This is a genomic window from Nocardia sp. CC213A, assembly GCF_030766805.1.
GTDB lineage: Bacteria > Actinomycetota > Actinomycetes > Mycobacteriales > Mycobacteriaceae > Nocardia > Nocardia otitidiscaviarum.
This window is the reverse complement of sequence record NZ_JASFXA010000028.1, coordinates 76,401-89,966: the sequence shown is the minus strand read 5'-3', so window position 1 is coordinate 89,966 and position 13,566 is coordinate 76,401. Positions and strand designations below refer to the sequence as shown.

At 67.9% G+C, this 13,566-nt stretch carries 24 protein-coding genes and 1 pseudogene; 5 read left to right on the top strand and 20 right to left on the bottom strand.

Annotated features, from left to right (window positions below; translation table 11 throughout):
- The 8 genes and pseudogenes from QJS31_RS34535 to QJS31_RS34500 form a co-directional block, all read right to left on the bottom strand.
- A pseudogene (locus QJS31_RS34535) lies at nucleotides 1–271 on the bottom strand (hypothetical protein); the annotation flags it as partial.
- Between the two features lie 3 nt (nucleotides 272–274).
- Complete coding sequence (locus tag QJS31_RS34530) at nucleotides 275–1,006, bottom strand: 7-carboxy-7-deazaguanine synthase QueE (protein ID WP_306358783.1); 732 nt, start codon at nucleotides 1,004–1,006, stop codon at nucleotides 275–277.
- Between the two features lie 2 nt (nucleotides 1,007–1,008).
- Nucleotides 1,009–1,257 carry a hypothetical protein gene (locus tag QJS31_RS34525; protein ID WP_306358782.1) on the bottom strand — a complete coding sequence of 83 codons (249 nt, stop codon included), beginning with the start codon at nucleotides 1,255–1,257 and terminating at the stop codon, nucleotides 1,009–1,011.
- Nucleotides 1,258–1,274: 17 nt separating this feature from the next.
- Nucleotides 1,275–1,760, bottom strand: a complete 486-nt coding sequence (locus QJS31_RS34520; protein WP_306358781.1) for a 6-carboxytetrahydropterin synthase — start codon at nucleotides 1,758–1,760, stop codon at nucleotides 1,275–1,277.
- Nucleotides 1,757–2,017 carry a hypothetical protein gene (locus tag QJS31_RS34515; protein WP_306358780.1) on the bottom strand — a complete coding sequence of 87 codons (261 nt, stop codon included), beginning with the start codon at nucleotides 2,015–2,017 and terminating at the stop codon, nucleotides 1,757–1,759. Before QJS31_RS34515 ends, QJS31_RS34520 begins: the two co-directional genes overlap by 4 nt.
- Nucleotides 2,014–2,844 (bottom strand): 7-cyano-7-deazaguanine synthase, encoded by an 831-nt coding sequence (locus tag QJS31_RS34510; protein WP_306358779.1) that lies wholly within the window; start codon nucleotides 2,842–2,844, stop codon nucleotides 2,014–2,016. Before QJS31_RS34510 ends, QJS31_RS34515 begins: the two co-directional genes overlap by 4 nt.
- On the bottom strand, nucleotides 2,841–3,722 hold the full coding sequence (locus QJS31_RS34505) for a hypothetical protein (RefSeq protein WP_306358778.1): 882 nt from the start codon (nucleotides 3,720–3,722) through the stop codon (nucleotides 2,841–2,843). The genes QJS31_RS34510 and QJS31_RS34505 overlap by 4 nt, the downstream gene beginning before the upstream one ends.
- Entirely contained in the window at nucleotides 3,719–4,402 is a 684-nt protein-coding gene (locus QJS31_RS34500) for a transcriptional regulator (protein WP_306358777.1), read from the bottom strand. Before QJS31_RS34500 ends, QJS31_RS34505 begins: the two co-directional genes overlap by 4 nt.
- A 311-nt stretch (nucleotides 4,403–4,713) precedes the next feature.
- Here QJS31_RS34500 and QJS31_RS34495 point away from each other — a divergent pair, with 311 nt between their 5' ends.
- From QJS31_RS34495 to QJS31_RS34475, 5 genes are all read left to right on the top strand, one after another.
- A complete protein-coding gene (locus tag QJS31_RS34495) occupies nucleotides 4,714–5,049 on the top strand; it encodes a hypothetical protein (protein ID WP_306358776.1) in 336 nt (111 codons plus the stop codon).
- Nucleotides 5,050–5,183: 134 nt separating this feature from the next.
- Nucleotides 5,184–5,783 carry a hypothetical protein gene (locus tag QJS31_RS34490; protein WP_306358775.1) on the top strand — a complete coding sequence of 200 codons (600 nt, stop codon included), beginning with the start codon at nucleotides 5,184–5,186 and terminating at the stop codon, nucleotides 5,781–5,783.
- A gap of 172 nt (nucleotides 5,784–5,955) precedes the next feature.
- A complete protein-coding gene (locus QJS31_RS34485; protein WP_306358774.1) occupies nucleotides 5,956–6,357 on the top strand; it encodes a hypothetical protein in 402 nt (133 codons plus the stop codon).
- Complete coding sequence (locus QJS31_RS34480; RefSeq protein WP_306358773.1) at nucleotides 6,354–7,334, top strand: pentapeptide repeat-containing protein; 981 nt, start codon at nucleotides 6,354–6,356, stop codon at nucleotides 7,332–7,334. The genes QJS31_RS34485 and QJS31_RS34480 overlap by 4 nt, the downstream gene beginning before the upstream one ends.
- Nucleotides 7,335–7,682: 348 nt before the next feature.
- Nucleotides 7,683–8,087 carry a hypothetical protein gene (locus tag QJS31_RS34475; RefSeq protein WP_306358772.1) on the top strand — a complete coding sequence of 135 codons (405 nt, stop codon included), beginning with the start codon at nucleotides 7,683–7,685 and terminating at the stop codon, nucleotides 8,085–8,087.
- Nucleotides 8,088–8,162: 75 nt separating this feature from the next.
- On the opposite strand, the gene QJS31_RS34470 is transcribed toward QJS31_RS34475, so the two are convergent.
- The 12 genes from QJS31_RS34470 to QJS31_RS34415 form a co-directional block, all read right to left on the bottom strand.
- Nucleotides 8,163–8,501 (bottom strand): hypothetical protein, encoded by a 339-nt coding sequence (locus QJS31_RS34470; RefSeq protein ID WP_306358771.1) that lies wholly within the window; start codon nucleotides 8,499–8,501, stop codon nucleotides 8,163–8,165.
- Between the two features lie 79 nt (nucleotides 8,502–8,580).
- A complete protein-coding gene (locus QJS31_RS34465) occupies nucleotides 8,581–8,874 on the bottom strand; it encodes a hypothetical protein (protein ID WP_306358770.1) in 294 nt (97 codons plus the stop codon).
- The gene (locus QJS31_RS34460; RefSeq protein ID WP_306358769.1) at nucleotides 8,871–9,143 is read right to left on the bottom strand and encodes a hypothetical protein; all 273 of its coding nucleotides are present in this window, start codon (nucleotides 9,141–9,143) and stop codon (nucleotides 8,871–8,873) included. Before QJS31_RS34460 ends, QJS31_RS34465 begins: the two co-directional genes overlap by 4 nt.
- Nucleotides 9,144–9,145: 2 nt before the next feature.
- Nucleotides 9,146–9,517 (bottom strand): hypothetical protein, encoded by a 372-nt coding sequence (locus QJS31_RS34455; RefSeq protein WP_306358768.1) that lies wholly within the window; start codon nucleotides 9,515–9,517, stop codon nucleotides 9,146–9,148.
- Nucleotides 9,518–9,614: 97 nt separating this feature from the next.
- A complete protein-coding gene (locus tag QJS31_RS34450) occupies nucleotides 9,615–10,292 on the bottom strand; it encodes a hypothetical protein (protein WP_306358767.1) in 678 nt (225 codons plus the stop codon).
- 62 nt (nucleotides 10,293–10,354) lie between these two features.
- On the bottom strand, nucleotides 10,355–10,771 hold the full coding sequence (locus tag QJS31_RS34445; protein ID WP_306358766.1) for a hypothetical protein: 417 nt from the start codon (nucleotides 10,769–10,771) through the stop codon (nucleotides 10,355–10,357).
- 23 nt (nucleotides 10,772–10,794) lie between these two features.
- Complete coding sequence (locus QJS31_RS34440; RefSeq protein ID WP_306358765.1) at nucleotides 10,795–11,064, bottom strand: hypothetical protein; 270 nt, start codon at nucleotides 11,062–11,064, stop codon at nucleotides 10,795–10,797.
- A 59-nt stretch (nucleotides 11,065–11,123) separates the two neighbouring features.
- Nucleotides 11,124–11,558, bottom strand: a complete 435-nt coding sequence (locus QJS31_RS34435) for a hypothetical protein (RefSeq protein ID WP_306358764.1) — start codon at nucleotides 11,556–11,558, stop codon at nucleotides 11,124–11,126.
- Between the two features lie 75 nt (nucleotides 11,559–11,633).
- Nucleotides 11,634–11,813, bottom strand: coding sequence for a hypothetical protein (locus tag QJS31_RS34430; RefSeq protein ID WP_306358763.1), 180 nt, complete (start codon nucleotides 11,811–11,813; stop codon nucleotides 11,634–11,636).
- Between the two features lie 215 nt (nucleotides 11,814–12,028).
- Nucleotides 12,029–12,739 (bottom strand): hypothetical protein, encoded by a 711-nt coding sequence (locus QJS31_RS34425; RefSeq protein WP_306358762.1) that lies wholly within the window; start codon nucleotides 12,737–12,739, stop codon nucleotides 12,029–12,031.
- An 81-nt stretch (nucleotides 12,740–12,820) separates the two neighbouring features.
- On the bottom strand, nucleotides 12,821–13,045 hold the full coding sequence (locus tag QJS31_RS34420; RefSeq protein WP_306358761.1) for a hypothetical protein: 225 nt from the start codon (nucleotides 13,043–13,045) through the stop codon (nucleotides 12,821–12,823).
- A gap of 173 nt (nucleotides 13,046–13,218) precedes the next feature.
- Nucleotides 13,219–13,542 carry a hypothetical protein gene (locus QJS31_RS34415; protein ID WP_306358760.1) on the bottom strand — a complete coding sequence of 108 codons (324 nt, stop codon included), beginning with the start codon at nucleotides 13,540–13,542 and terminating at the stop codon, nucleotides 13,219–13,221.
- Nucleotides 13,543–13,566: the final 24 nt, after the last annotated feature.

The following is a 13,566-nucleotide window of genomic DNA, read 5'->3' as shown; positions in this document are numbered from 1 at the left end:
GGTAGCCGGACAGCATGTGCGCCCACGCCTTCGCGACACGACGCGGCGTATCGGCGGTGTGGTCGCCCTCGTCGACCCCGAACGCGCCCAGCAGGTAGGAGACGGCCGCCTCCATGGTGTCCAAGCGGGTCGGCTGTCCGTCGCGGGGCTCGCTGGTCGGCGACGCCGCCGGGACGCGTTGAATGGCCGCCTGGTAGCGCTGCTGGGCGGCTTGGAGAGCGAGGCTGGCCTCCGACAGCTCCAGTTCGGCGGGCCACGGCCACACAGTCACCGGCTACACCCCCCTCTGGTCGCCCCACGCCAGCACATGCAGGCGGTGGGAGGCGTTGACGCCGACGTCGGCGGCGCGGCGCGCGACCTCGGGCCAGATGGTCTGGAGGTTGTCGGTGGTGGTGCCTTTCGGCATCACCCACACGCGGTCTTTCGGCCAGCCGACCCCGGCGGCGTACCCAACCGCCTCGTCCACACCGGAGGCGTCGTCTACCACAACCTTGAGCACCGAGTTGCGTGCCAGCGCACCGTCATTGCTCTTCACCAGTTCCACCCATGCCGGATGCAGGGCCGGGTTCTGGTTGCGACGGTGCGCGCCGGCGTTGCCGAGCTTCGGCGACACCACGGCCATGGACACGTACGTTTTCGTGGTCAGGTTCGGCGGCAGGGTGCCGTTCGTTTCGACGTGCACGGTGCAGCCCATCCGGAACACCAACCCCTGCAGCAGGCGCTCCCAGCCGGTGCGATGCTGGTGCATCAACGGTTCGCCGCCGGTGATGACGGTCAGCGTGTCCGGCCGCAGTTCGGCGAGGACTTCCTCGGCGGTGATGCGCGGGTTCTCTGCCGCCAGGTCGAAACGCTGGTCGTCCCACGTGTACGGGGTGTCGCAGAAGGTACAGGACAGGTTGCAGCCGCCGAGCCGCACGAACTGGGCGGCGCGCCCGGCGGCCGGGCCTTCCCCTTGGAGGGTCGGGCCGAAGATTTCGTTCACCGGCAGGATCGCCGGACGTCCCATGCTCACGCGCGCCCCTTCCATCGGTCCACGGCCGCTTCCACGGCGACGCGGAGGAGCAAGCCGAGCGCCACCACGAGGAGGAAGCCGAGCAGGAACGCGGCGGGCAGGCACGCGACGGCGACGATAAGCCACCACGACACGGTGATGACGCCGCACAGTTTGAGGGCGATGAGCAGCAGGACGAGCGCGCCGGTGAAACCGACGCCGCCGGTCGCGGACGCAGACGCGTTCACAGCCGGACGAGTAATCATAGTGGGTTCTCCGTGATTCAGAAGCGGCCGGTCAGGGTCCGCCGAGCGGTCGTTGGCGAGGTGATATCCGGCGCTGACGCTGGGGCGTGGTCGGGGGAGTAGACGGCGGTGTTGCCGTGGCCTTCCCGCACCAGCACCGACACCAGCCGCAGATCCGGCAACAGGGTCTCGGTGACTTGAGCGAGGTGTTCGGCGATCGCCTCGGTCGTCGGCCACGTCGGCAGACGCAGCACCTTGAGCCCGTCGGCGGCCAACAGCTTGGTCCACTGATCCTCGGCGTGGCCGATGAATCCGTGGTCCATGCGCTCGTCCACCCAGCCACGCAGGACGGTCTTGATCGCACCGAATTCGATGCCCTCGACACCGATCCCGGTGGCGTCGAAAGTCCATTCCAGGTGCCAGGAGTGGCCGTGGATGTTGCGGCACTTCGCGCCGGGCCCGGACAGGACGGGGATGCGGTGCGCGGCTTCCGCGTGGTGGGTGACGGTGATGTGGGTGGTCAACGGGGCATCCTTGGTTTCGGTTGCGGCACAGCGCGGTTGGCGGCGGCCGCTTCGGCGCGGTCGCCGAGGACCGAGACCGGGGTGTCGGGGTCGATCCACGCGCCGAGGGCCATGAGGACTTGCGCCATGCGTTCGGGGTTACGGGCGCACGCGGCGACGTAGTGCCGGTAGGTGGTGAGCGGGTTGTGGTTGCGGACGCGGTCGCACACCTCCAGGGCGGCGGCCGCGACGGCGTGCTCGGTGGCGAACGCGGTCACCGCCGGTCGCCGATCTTCGGGGGCGCGGCGGCGGTCCGGGCCTGGACACCGTGATGGCCGCGGATGTGGCCGTGCCAGGCATCGACGACGTCGAGCCGGAACTGGTCGCCGCGATGGTCGGCGCGGCCGTCGCACACTTCGTCCCAGTACGGCCGGAACGCTTCCCGCCCGTCGAATCCGACCGGGACACCCCAGACGGTGAATGCGGCCCATTTGCGGCCGCAGGCGGGGCATTTCCCGCATGGGAGGTCGTGGCGGTCGGGTTCGTAGCAGGAGAAGGTGTTGCGGGCCAACAACTCTGGGTCGTGCCCGGTCGCCAGGACCGCGCCGACGAGTTGGGTTTTGGTGACGTCCTTGACGGGCAGGATCATCCGCACTCTGCGGCCGTCGGGGAGCCAGCGTTGCGGCGCGAACATGTGGTCGCACAGGTGGTTGAAGCGGTCGGCGAATTCCTGGTCTTTGTCGTTGCCGGTGGATCCGGCGACCGAGCCCATGAGGATGTTGTCGCCGTACTGGAGGGCGTAGAGGCCGAGCATGGCGTTGCGGCCGGGGATGATCTTGGAGTCGGGGTCTTCGTAGCGGCCGACCGCGAATGCGTTCACCGAGCGCAGCTGGGCGGGCTCGTAGCCGGGCGGCAGGCACAGGCGTTGTGTTTCGGTGTGCCCGTACCGGCCGCCCATGGACACGTTCAGCAGCACGTCGGGCTGGTACAGGTGCGTCATGCAGTAGGAGTCGACGCCGCCGGAGTAGAGGGCGACGGCGTTGTCCCACCGTGCCAACGGTGGCGGGGTGCCGAAGGATTCGGAGTTGAAGCCGGACAGGATCATGCGGGGACCTCGGTGAGCATGTCGTTGAGGACGGTGATGTTGCGGGGCGCGGCCTCGGCCAAATGCATGTGCGGGCCGTCGACGCAGCCGTTGAGCTGCCCCCACGTGGGGGACGTGATGGTGCCGTGCATGCGCCGGAACCAGTCCTGTTTCGCGGCGGCCGAGAGCGCGGAGACGCGGATGACGAGTTCGCGGTTGGCGGCGGTGGAGCGCGCCAGCTGGGAGGGGGTGACGCCGTAGTGGTCGCGCAGCATGTACGCGATATCGCGGTCATAGGCGGCAGACCCGTCCATACGGACTTGGACGGGTTTGCCGGTGCGCGGGTCGTGCAGGGCGAGGAGCCCGTACCGGTAGGAGGCCGCCCACCCGGACGAGTCCACGCTCCAGAACGGCAGCCGCATCATGGACCGGTTGGTGACGCCCCACCCGTGGAATCGCATCTGCGGGTGGTGGGTGCGTGCGTACCGGAACACGTCGATCAGCCAGCGCAGCTGTCGTTTCGGGGAGGAGTTGCCGCCCGCCATGCCGCCCAGGCCGAGGAAGTCCACGCCGTGCGCGGCGTAGTAGTCCATCTCGGCGGGGTCGGTGCCGACGTGCAGCGACGAGACGGCGGGGATTCCGTGCCCGTCGACGAGGGTGTGCCAGTTGCGGCGGGTGGCCGGGATGTCTCCGGCGATGTCGAGGGACGCGACCCACGCGAGCCGGTGCCGCCACTGCTTGGCCCACGCCGCCAACTGGGCGTTGGAGATCTCGATGCCTTTGACGCGCGCCGAATAGGCCCCGGAGTCGCCGATCAACCGGAGTCGTGACAGCTGGTCGAGGTCGAACTTGCCGAAGTAGTGGAAGGAGACCAGCGCGTTCGCGGTCGGCCGGATCACGCGCCGTCCCCGCGGAGTTCGTCATCGAGCAGCCGCAGCAGGGCGGTGTCGTCGTCGGAGAACGCCTTGCGGTGCTCCTCCCACAGGCGGCGGGTGTGCGGGTCGATCTGCTTCAACGACAGCGTGGCGTGGTCGTCGGGCTCGTCGGGCCCGAGCTCGTCGGCGAGGTCGTCCAAATCGGGTGCCCCGGCGACGATGTCCTCGAGCGCGGCCAGGGCGACGTCGTCGTAGCCGGTACCGGCGAGGTCGTCCAGTTCGCGCAGGATGTCGAGGAGTAGTTCGTCGTCGTAGGAGCCGAGTTCGCCGGTGCGGTTGTCGACGGCGACGATACGGCGGGCGGTCTCGTCGTCCACGTCGATCTCGTGGACGAGTACCCGCTGCCAGCACGGGTCGCCGGGCGGGAACGGCTGCCGTGCGAGGTGTGTCCATCGGGGGTCGTCGGCGGTGGCGGTGGCGAGTTCGCGGATGGCGAGCAGGGTGTGGTTGCCTGCGAGCACTTCCAGCGGCCGGCCGGTGTGGGTGCCGAGGTTGGTCACGATGGGCCGGTATTGGCCGTTCATGATCAGCGATTCGGTGATGGCGGGCAGGTGGCCGCGGCGCGGGTTGGCGTGGTAGAGGGCGAGTTCGTCGGGGTGGCGGTGTCGGCGCGCGGTATCGGGGTCGGGGTGGTTCGCGCTCACGCGGTCACCGCCCTCGGTGTGTGCGCCGGGGTTGGTGGCGGGGTCAACGATGTTCGGGTCTTTCGGGCGGGGTCGAGTGTTGGCGTCCCGCATCGTGGCACCGGGGGTGGTGGGGGGTGACGAAACAGCCGACACCGGAACGCCGCCGCATCCCTGCGGGAACGTCCGAATTGCGCCGCATATCAGACCGGACGGATGGGTATTAAGACATTCTGTGCCAACTTGTCCTCACTTGTGGGGAGCTGGCTACAATCGGTGATCTGCACCACCGCCCTCTGGCGGGGGCTGTCGGGGCGGGAAGGAAATAGGTGGTGACGTTGGGCGTTACCTGCCAGAGCTACGACATCGGCGCTGTCCGCATGGAAGTAGTCCTCACGAGCAACGGCTCGAAAACCATTCGACTGCTGGACATGGATTCCGCGGCCGTGGTGGAGCTGCGCGGCTGCCAGCGCGCACGCCTTCAGGTGGTATCGCGGGCATGGATGGCCGAGCACGCCAACACCGTCATCCCCGCCGACGACTTCTTCGAACTGGCGGGCCGCCTGCAAGCCGAGGGCTGCACATGCGATGAGTCGCGGTGCGCGGCGCGGCGCGGCCGTCTCCGGCTGGTGATGTCCCGCAAGCTAGGCGCTGCAACAGGCCGGTAACCCACACCCGAGGCCGGTAGCGAACACACAGGCTGTGTGGGTTTCCGGCGTCCGGTGTTGACGTGCAACCGTGCGGTAACGCATGCTCGGGTTGATCTTGTGCGCCAACACTCGACTCCCGGAGGGATCACCCCGTGCCAACCCTTCTGGCTGCTACCCAGCCATGCCTCGCCGACCCCAACCTCTGGCTCCAACCCGACGAAACCCCGTGGAACGAGGTCCCCACCGCTGCGTGGGCGGCCCAGCAATGCCGCACCCGCTGCCCGCGCCTGACCGCCTGCGCCCGCGACGCCCTCACCGCCGGTAAGGTCACCGGCCTGTCCCGGCACGCCGTCGCCTCCGGTGTCATCATGGCCGGAATCTGCTGTGACGGCAGCGACGACACCATCACGCAGCTGACCGCGATCGCAGGCCACACCACCAGCCCGGAACCGATGCGTGCCTGCCGGACCTGCCGCCGCCACTTCGTCCCCGCCCACACCCCCACCGCGGCCCGCAACGGGGGAGTGGTCGAAGCGGCCGGGGGACGCTGCCGCGGCTGCTACACCCGAGCCCGCCGCACCGGCGTCATCCGCGCCACCCGACACACGCACTGCGCCCAATGCACGCGCCCCATGACCAGCAAGCAGCGGCGAGAACCCGGCTATGTCATCCACGGCGGCCGCGGTATGTGCGAAGCCTGCTACAAGGCCGGAATGCGGGCGATGCACCGCACCCCGGAAGCCGTCGCATGAGCAGGCGAGGCATGAACGTCACGAACATCATCGACGACATCGACATGCACTGCCCCGACCACCCGTAGGAACCCTCAGCAAGCACCAGCCTGCACGCACTATTTCGCGTCTCTGCGCGCAAGCCCACTAGATAATGAAACCAACGACTCGACCAGGCGCTACCGTGCCGGTCATGTGGTGGCAGTACGCCCTATGGGGTGCAGGTGGCGCAGCCGCGTATTCCGGAGTCGTATTCGCTCAGAACGCTGAACGCACCAAAGGACTGCCATGGCTCACCGCCAACGGCGGCCCCGGCGGACAGGTCTACCTGACCGTAGTCGTCATACGTCTAGCTACCGGCGCACTAATCGCCGGCGGAGTGGCCGCAGCCGGACTCGTCTGCAACCCCGTCGCGGCCCTAGGTGCCGGTGCCGCAGCCCCTTTCCTCATGGGAAAGTTCACGGCGTTCGCGCAACGAACACTCAACCCCGAACCAAGCAGCAGCCACCAAAGCACCGACGACACCACCCCCGAAACGTCTACCATCGAAGACAACGCCGACGAAGACGATTCGGGCAAGGCGAGTGGCACATGAACCCCGTCGATGACACATTCTGGCGGCGGCTGCTGTCCGTCCTGGCTGGCACCTGGCCAGCATTCCAACCCCACACCGGCCCACCGATTACCACATCACCCGATGACACATTCTGGCGGCGGCTGCTGTCCGTCCTGGCTGGCACCTGGCCAGCATTCCAACCCCACACCGACCAGTACCGCTACCCCCGCCCTGCAACGACAATCAAACCCGGACAGAACCTGAACAACGCAGTTTTGGCCCATGCGAACCTGGCCCACACGAATCTGCGCCGCGTAAAGCTAAACCACGCGAACCTGACCAGCGCGAACCTGACCTCAGCGAACCTGTACCGCGCGAGACTGACCCGCGCGAACCTGACCCACGCGGATCTCGCTTATGCGAACCTGCACGGCGCGGACCTGGGCCGCGCGAACCTGCGCGGCGCGAACCTGACCGGCGCGAACCTGACCCACGCGAACCTGACCGGCGCGAACCTGACCGGCGCGAACCTGACCGGCGCGCACCTGACCCACGCGAACCTGCACGGCGCGCACCTGACCCACGCGAACCTGATCAGCGCGAACCTGACCGGCGCGCACCTGCCCGACGCAGACCTGCGCGACGCGCACCTGATCGGCGCGGTCCTGTTCGGCGCGGTCCTGTTCGGCGCGCACCTGGGCCGCGCGAACCTGCACGGCGCGCACCTGGGCCGCGCGAACCTGACCCACGCGCACCTGCGCGGCGCGGACCTGCGCGACGCGGATCTGACCCACGCGCACCTGCGCGACGCGCACCTGCACGGCGCGAACCTGACCGGCGTGAACCTTAGACCACTGGCCGAGCTGACAGATGTGTGGTGGTCAGACTCCACGATATGGGGGCATCGGCAGAAGGAAGCCCAGGCCAGATCGGAACAGGTATCGCCAGGCATGTGGATCCTGAACCCGACCAACGGAAACGAAAAGCGCGTCACAACACCCGAACCGGCGCGCTAACCGAGATCACGAACAGAACCAAGCCAACTACCGCAATCGCGCGGCCGGAGCTTGCCAGCGCGAGCCGGCCACTTCCCATCCGACGCGGCGGCCGCGCGCTCTCGCACTGCGTTGAACTGGCCGAATTCACCGATATAACGCTCGGCAGCGGTACCCACGCGCCCCGGCGGCGCGCCTGCGCGTACCTGACCCGAATTTGGGCCGTGCAGCGTGGAATCCACAGGTCGGCAGGTGGGGGCTGCCAGCGCCGCGCCGGACGACGCCAGCTACCTTGCGGCTGGGCAGCCACATTGACGATCGGCTAGCATCCGTCGAGCCAAACCAATTCTCGAAACACGGGGGGACACAGTGGCTTTCCGCGCCGCTCGCCTTGCCATCGCTATCACCGCTGCTGCGCTAATCGCGGCCTGCTCCCAAACCGACACCCCCGACGCGGCCACGAGCACGCCCACGACGCAAACAGCCGCCAGCACGACCGCCGCTGCCGTGCCCTCCACTGCAACCGCAGATAAACCGGTTTTGGACTCGCCCGACCAGCTGCGTCTCAGGACCTGCACGGAATTGCTGGAATTTTTCGCCGCATCCCGCGATTTCGCCGCCGAGTTGGATGACTCGTCGTGGACCGCCGATGAGGCTGCGGCGGAGATAATCGCCGACGGTCATGAGTTAGACGAGTGGACTGTGTGGAGCAGCGAGCAGAAGGCCGCATGGGAGGCCGGTATCCGCGACGCCGCGACCGGTTCCTGTAGCTGACGAAAAGCGTGCCGTGTCCCGGCGACTATGGCGTCCCGAGGGTTTGTCCCATAATCGCCGGGCAGCACGGGCTGGTTAGAACGGTGGATCGTCGAGTTCCTCGGCGGGCGTGTACGTGCGCGGTCGCACGGTGTCGATGGCTTGAGTGACCGTGGTGCCGTCGCCCCACCCGAGTTCGATTCCGTCGACGTCGGTAAGGGTCGCGATGTACCAGCCGTCATGGGGTTCGGTGATCACGTAGCCGTATTCGTCGCATCGGCCTTGCTCGCCGGGGTTGTAGGTGACGAGCAGGGTTGCGCCGTCGCGGACGAGCGTCGGCACGTCCAGGTGGTACGTAGGCGTAGGCATGGGCGGCTTCACCCGCGCCTCCAACTCGGCGATGCGGGCGCGGGCGGTGATCAGCTCCTCAGCCATCGAGCGAGCGTCATCAAGGTCCGGATGGAGTTCGTGCGCAAGCCACTTCGCCAGCGGGGAGTCAGGAACACGAGCGTACTCAGGCACGGTTCACCTCCTGGGCGTCGATGCCCAGCAGTGCCAGCGCCTCGGTCAGGCCGCGGTCGTAACCCTGCCGGACCGGGTTCTTGTACTCACCGGTGGAGAAGCAGCGGGTGGAGGTGGCTCGATGGTTCGCGAGCTTGGTCGCGATCTGATCCCGGCCGGACTCCAGTTCGGTGATGCGGGCGCGCATCTTGGCGGTGTCCTCGAACCAGCAACGCTCGCACACGAATTCGGATTGGTAGCAGTCGTGCTCGCTGAACTCGCCCCACTCGGAGATGCACGCGCTCATCGGTCGCTCACCTCCCGCAGCTCGGCCACGACATACCCGAGGTTGCGGTGTTCGCGGATGGCTTCCTCGCATTCGTCCTGGGCGTCGGCGATGTCGAGACTGGCCCCGTCATCGACTCGTTCGAGGCCGTCCGGGGTGTCGCGCACGACCGACCAGCGCAGTGAGGTGGTGCCGGCGACGGGTCGAATGCGGGCGTGGTAGCCGAGGATGCGGAGGGTGCCGTGGGTGGTGCCGGTGAGGTTCCATTCGGCGGTGGTGACGAGCTGCACGGCTAGTGGGTTCCTTCCTGGTTCGGGTAGGCGGTGAGGCCGGTGACGGATTCGAAGACGGGGCCGAGGCGTTGGAGGGTGACGTCGGTGTGGGTGAGGGTGGGGTGGGGGGTGAAGGTGTTGTGGCGGATGGTGCCGAATTCGATGGTGTAGCTGTCGGGGTCGTTCATCGTGATGTGGACGGCGCGGGCGGTGGTGGCGTTGGTGGGGATGCGGAACTGGACGCCGTTGGCGAGTCGTTCGAATCGGGTTGCGCCGGTGTGGAGTTCGAGGAATCGGATGGTGCGGGAGACGCTGGGGTAGGCGTTGCCGGTGAGGGCTCGTAGTGCTTGGCCGTCGGGGCGGTAGGTGAGTTCGATGCTGTTGTCGCTCATCGGGGTTCCTTTCGGTGTTGGTGTGGGGGTGGTTTGGCGTCCACCCCCACACCAACTAGATTACAGTCACAATGTAGTTAGTTCAACTCCATTCACGTTACGAGTTTTGCCAGGTGAGCGCACCATCCGCACGAGTAGTCACTTCGTAGTTGTCGACCACACTCCTGAAGAAGTAGCGGGCCGCCTCGCTCGCGTAGTCCTCGATATCGGCGGGACCGGTGATCTCCACCCGCAGCCCCGGCAGCAGCGCGCCCGACGCCGTAGTCACTACGTGGGCGGTGTCCACGCGCATCCGTACCTCGTAGTGCCGCCACTCGCGTTCGTGTCCGGTCTGGCCCGGCGGCATGTACCGCTCGAAGCAGATGCCCCGCTGCATCGACTCGATGAGTTCCATGCGCTGCTGCTCGAGCTGCCGCGCGGCTTCCCGGATCTGCTCGTACTCCGCGACCGTTGCGCGCAGCCCGGGTTCGCCGTCCAGGATTGTCGAACGGACACGGGCCGCGGCCACGTCCACGAAGCGGGTATCCACGGTGATGGACAGGGCGGGCAGCGTCGTGGTGTCGGGGCGCAGTTCCCGGTAGTCGGGAATGTTGGCGTCGAGCGGGGCGGTGATCTCCACCTGGTCGGGTCCCACTTGGGCGAGGGTGAGGTGCAGGCCGTTGGGGGTGGTGAGGATGGCGTTATGGGGAGTGGTGCGGTCGCTGCTGGCCGCCCACGTCTCGGTGTCACTGCTCAGGGCGGCGGCGAGGTTGAAGGCGAAGAGTCCGAGTTCCATTGGGGCGTTGTTCCTTTCGAGGGTGTGGCCGGGGCCGTTGGTGGCCCCGGCCGGGGGAGTGGTCAGTCGTTGGAGGCGAGGGCCTGGCGGACGCGTTCGGCGGCTTCGAGTGACGCGGCGCGGCGGGTGTCGAAGGTGTAGATGACGCCCTCCGGCGCGGGGAGGCCCAGCGCTTCGGGGTCGCTCCAGGCTTCGGGGTCGATAACGCGGGCGAGGTCGTCCACGGTGGGCACCGGCGGGGCTGGGGCGGGGATCGCGGCGTGCTGCTGTCGGTAGGTGGCGGTGAAGCGGTCGCCCGACGGCTCCGTGCCGCGGACTCGGAAGGTGATGCCGTCGTGGTCACGGTCGGCGGTGACTTGGTAGCCGTCGTCGAGGAAGCGGCCGAGGTGGTCGAGAGCGAGGTCGGCGGTCATGGTGTCGGTGTGCACGGTCGGGCCGTGGTCGGTGTGGGCGGTGAGGGTGCGGGTGATGTGCTGCATGGGGACTGCTCCTTCGGGTGGGGTTAGTGCCAGCCTTCGAGGCGGCCGTAGCGGCGCACGATGGGCTGTTGGAGGCGACCTCGCTGCGTGAATTCGGCGATGTCCATGGCGTCGACGGCCTGGTCGGCTTCGTCGTCGGGGATGAATCCGGCCTGGCGCAGCAGGGCGAGGATGGCGTACTGGGCACACAGCGGTGAGGCGGTGCTGTTCTCGTCGAGGCGGAACAGCATCACGATGTCGCCTGGGCGGGGGTCGCTGCCGGTCGGTGTCGCGCGGTCGAGGTTGTTGTGCATGCGGCGCTCCTTGGCTGGGGTGGCCGCCGGGCGGGGTGGCCCGGCGGCCGGGGTGAGGGTCAGGCGTTGACGGTGGCCTTGCGGGCGGCTCGGCGGCGCTTGGCCTCCCGGCGGTGGATGAAGGTCTTCAAGCCTTCGGCGAGGATCGGGTCGCCGTCGCGGTAGGCGAATACGTGGATCGGCAGGCCGTGGGTGCGGGAGACGGTCCATACGCGCAGCGGTTCGGGTCGGGTGTTGTCCCGTTTGGCGCGGGCGCGGTACGCGTTGGCGGTGTCCTTGCCGATCTGGGAGGCGTTGCGGCGCTGGAATTCCTGATCGACGCCGATGGTGTCGAGGAATGTGGTGATGGTGACGAATTCGCGGGTACGGAGGGCGTAGGCGATGGTGCCGCCGTTGCGGAGGCGGACTTCCAGGTGTGCGGTGCGGCGGCGCAGGGCGTTGCGGGTGCGGGCGATGGTGGTGGCGACGTGGTTACGGAAGGCGTTGGCGTTCATCGGTGTCCTGTCGGAGGTCTTGGGATTGGGGGCGGGGGATCGTTTGGCGCCGATCCCCCGCCGGGGTGGGGGTGGTTAGGCGGCGGACGCCTCGTGGGCGGTGGCGCTCCAGTTGCGCAGGTTGGTGGAGGTGAAGGGGACTGCCCATTCGGTCATGTGGCGCAGGATGCGGTGGGCGGTGGTGGTGTCGATGTCGTAGCCGGAGAGGAACCAGAGGGCGTCGGCTTCGGTCATCGGCTGGGGGGTGGTGGTCATCGGGGTTCCTTTCGGGGCGAGTGCTCCGTACACCCCGTATATTACAGTCACCTTGTAGTCAGTTCAAAATGTTTCGCCGGTTGGTTTACGGCGGGCCGCAGCCCCGTGCGGCGTACGGCATCATGGCGTCCGGCGGGGGCTACGGCGGACACGCCGCGACTCGGGCGACCAGGGGAGGGCGGCCGGCCGCGGGGCCGCCCTGGTGGACGTGGGGCCTATTCGCCGGGGTTGGCGGGCACCAGGAGGGTGAGCTTGACGTTCTTCAGCTCGGTCTGCTCCTGGCCGGTCTTGCGGTAGACGGTGTGCTTCTTGACGATGGCGCGGTCGATGCGCACCGTGTCGCCGCGCTCCCACGCGCGGAATGTTTCGCCGGACCAGAGCCCGAACGCGGCCGAGCCGCCGCTGACCCACTTGACGACCTTGCCGTCGGCGAGGGTGACGACCAGCATCATCTTGGTGATCTCGCGGCCGCGGAAGTCGGAGGCGTCGAAGCGGTAGGCGGTGGTGATCTCGCCGGTGAGGTCGGTGACCTTCGCGCCGACCTCGGCGAGGTAGCCGGTCTTGCGGGCTTCGCGGGCGGCGTCCTCGGCGTAGGCGGCGTCCTCGGCGGCGACGATCTCGAGGTAGCGGGCTTCGGCGGCGAGCCAGTCGCGGTAGGGGGCGAGTTCGCGGTCTCGCTTGGCCTGGTTGGCGGCGCGGCGGACGCGGGCGCGGACTGAGGACACCTTGATCGGGCGGGTGCCGGACCCTTCGCAGGCCAGGCACCACGGTGCTTCCACCCCGTTGCGAGACCACTTGAGCCTTGTGGGGGCGGCGTAGATGCCGTTGTCGCAGTTGCCGCACTTCTCGGCGACGGTGTCACTGCCTTTACGGCCAGGGTAGGGGTCGACGTAGACGGTCGGGTCGGCGGCGGTGTCGGCGTTCATCGGGGGTTTCCTGCCTCTTCGCGGGGTGGGCGGTGCGGGGATCGTTTGGCGCCGATCCCCGCACCGGGTCAGGGGTGTTGGTCAGCGGGCGTTGTTCGTGGCCCACTCGCGGGCCGCCTGGAACACGGCGTTGGCGAGGTCGGCGTCTCCGTTCGCCACGGCTTCGGTGTATTCCGCGAGCTTGCAGGCGTATTCGAGCTTGTCCCCGGCGGTGATGGAGAGCGCCTCGAACCTGGCCGCTCCGCGGATCCGGATGCCGTCGCGGGTGTTGCTGGTGATCAGGTTCTGGATCTCAGTGGCGTTCATCGGGGTTCCTTTCGGGGGTTCGTTCCTTACACCAATTACATTACAGTCACCCTGTAGGTAGTTCAACACTTACCGTGAAGTTGCCTCAAAGTCCCTGGTAGCGACCAATCAGCCGAGGCGTGGGGCAGGGTGTGGGCGACTCCCACCCCACGCGATGACGCGCCGCCGGGCGGCTATCCGGCGGTCAGGGTGACCTCACCGCCCGCGAGCAGGTGTTCGACCGCCTTGGTTCCCAGCAGCAGGTTGCCGATCTCGGCCAGCGCCGCGATCCGGCCGTCTACCTGCGCGAGTCGGGCGGCGGCGTTGGCCAGGCTGGCGGCTGCGCTCGCCCCGAAGCCGTGCTGGCCGCCGCGCAGGGTGCGGTGATGGGTGTCGATCTCGGCCATGATCGCGTTGTACTTGCTGACGTTGTTGCTGATCTCGGTGATGATCTTCTGCATCTGGACTCGCGCGTCGAAGGCGTCGGGCGCGGTCACGGCGATCTTGATCTCGTTCATCGGGGTTCCTCCCTTTCTTCGGTG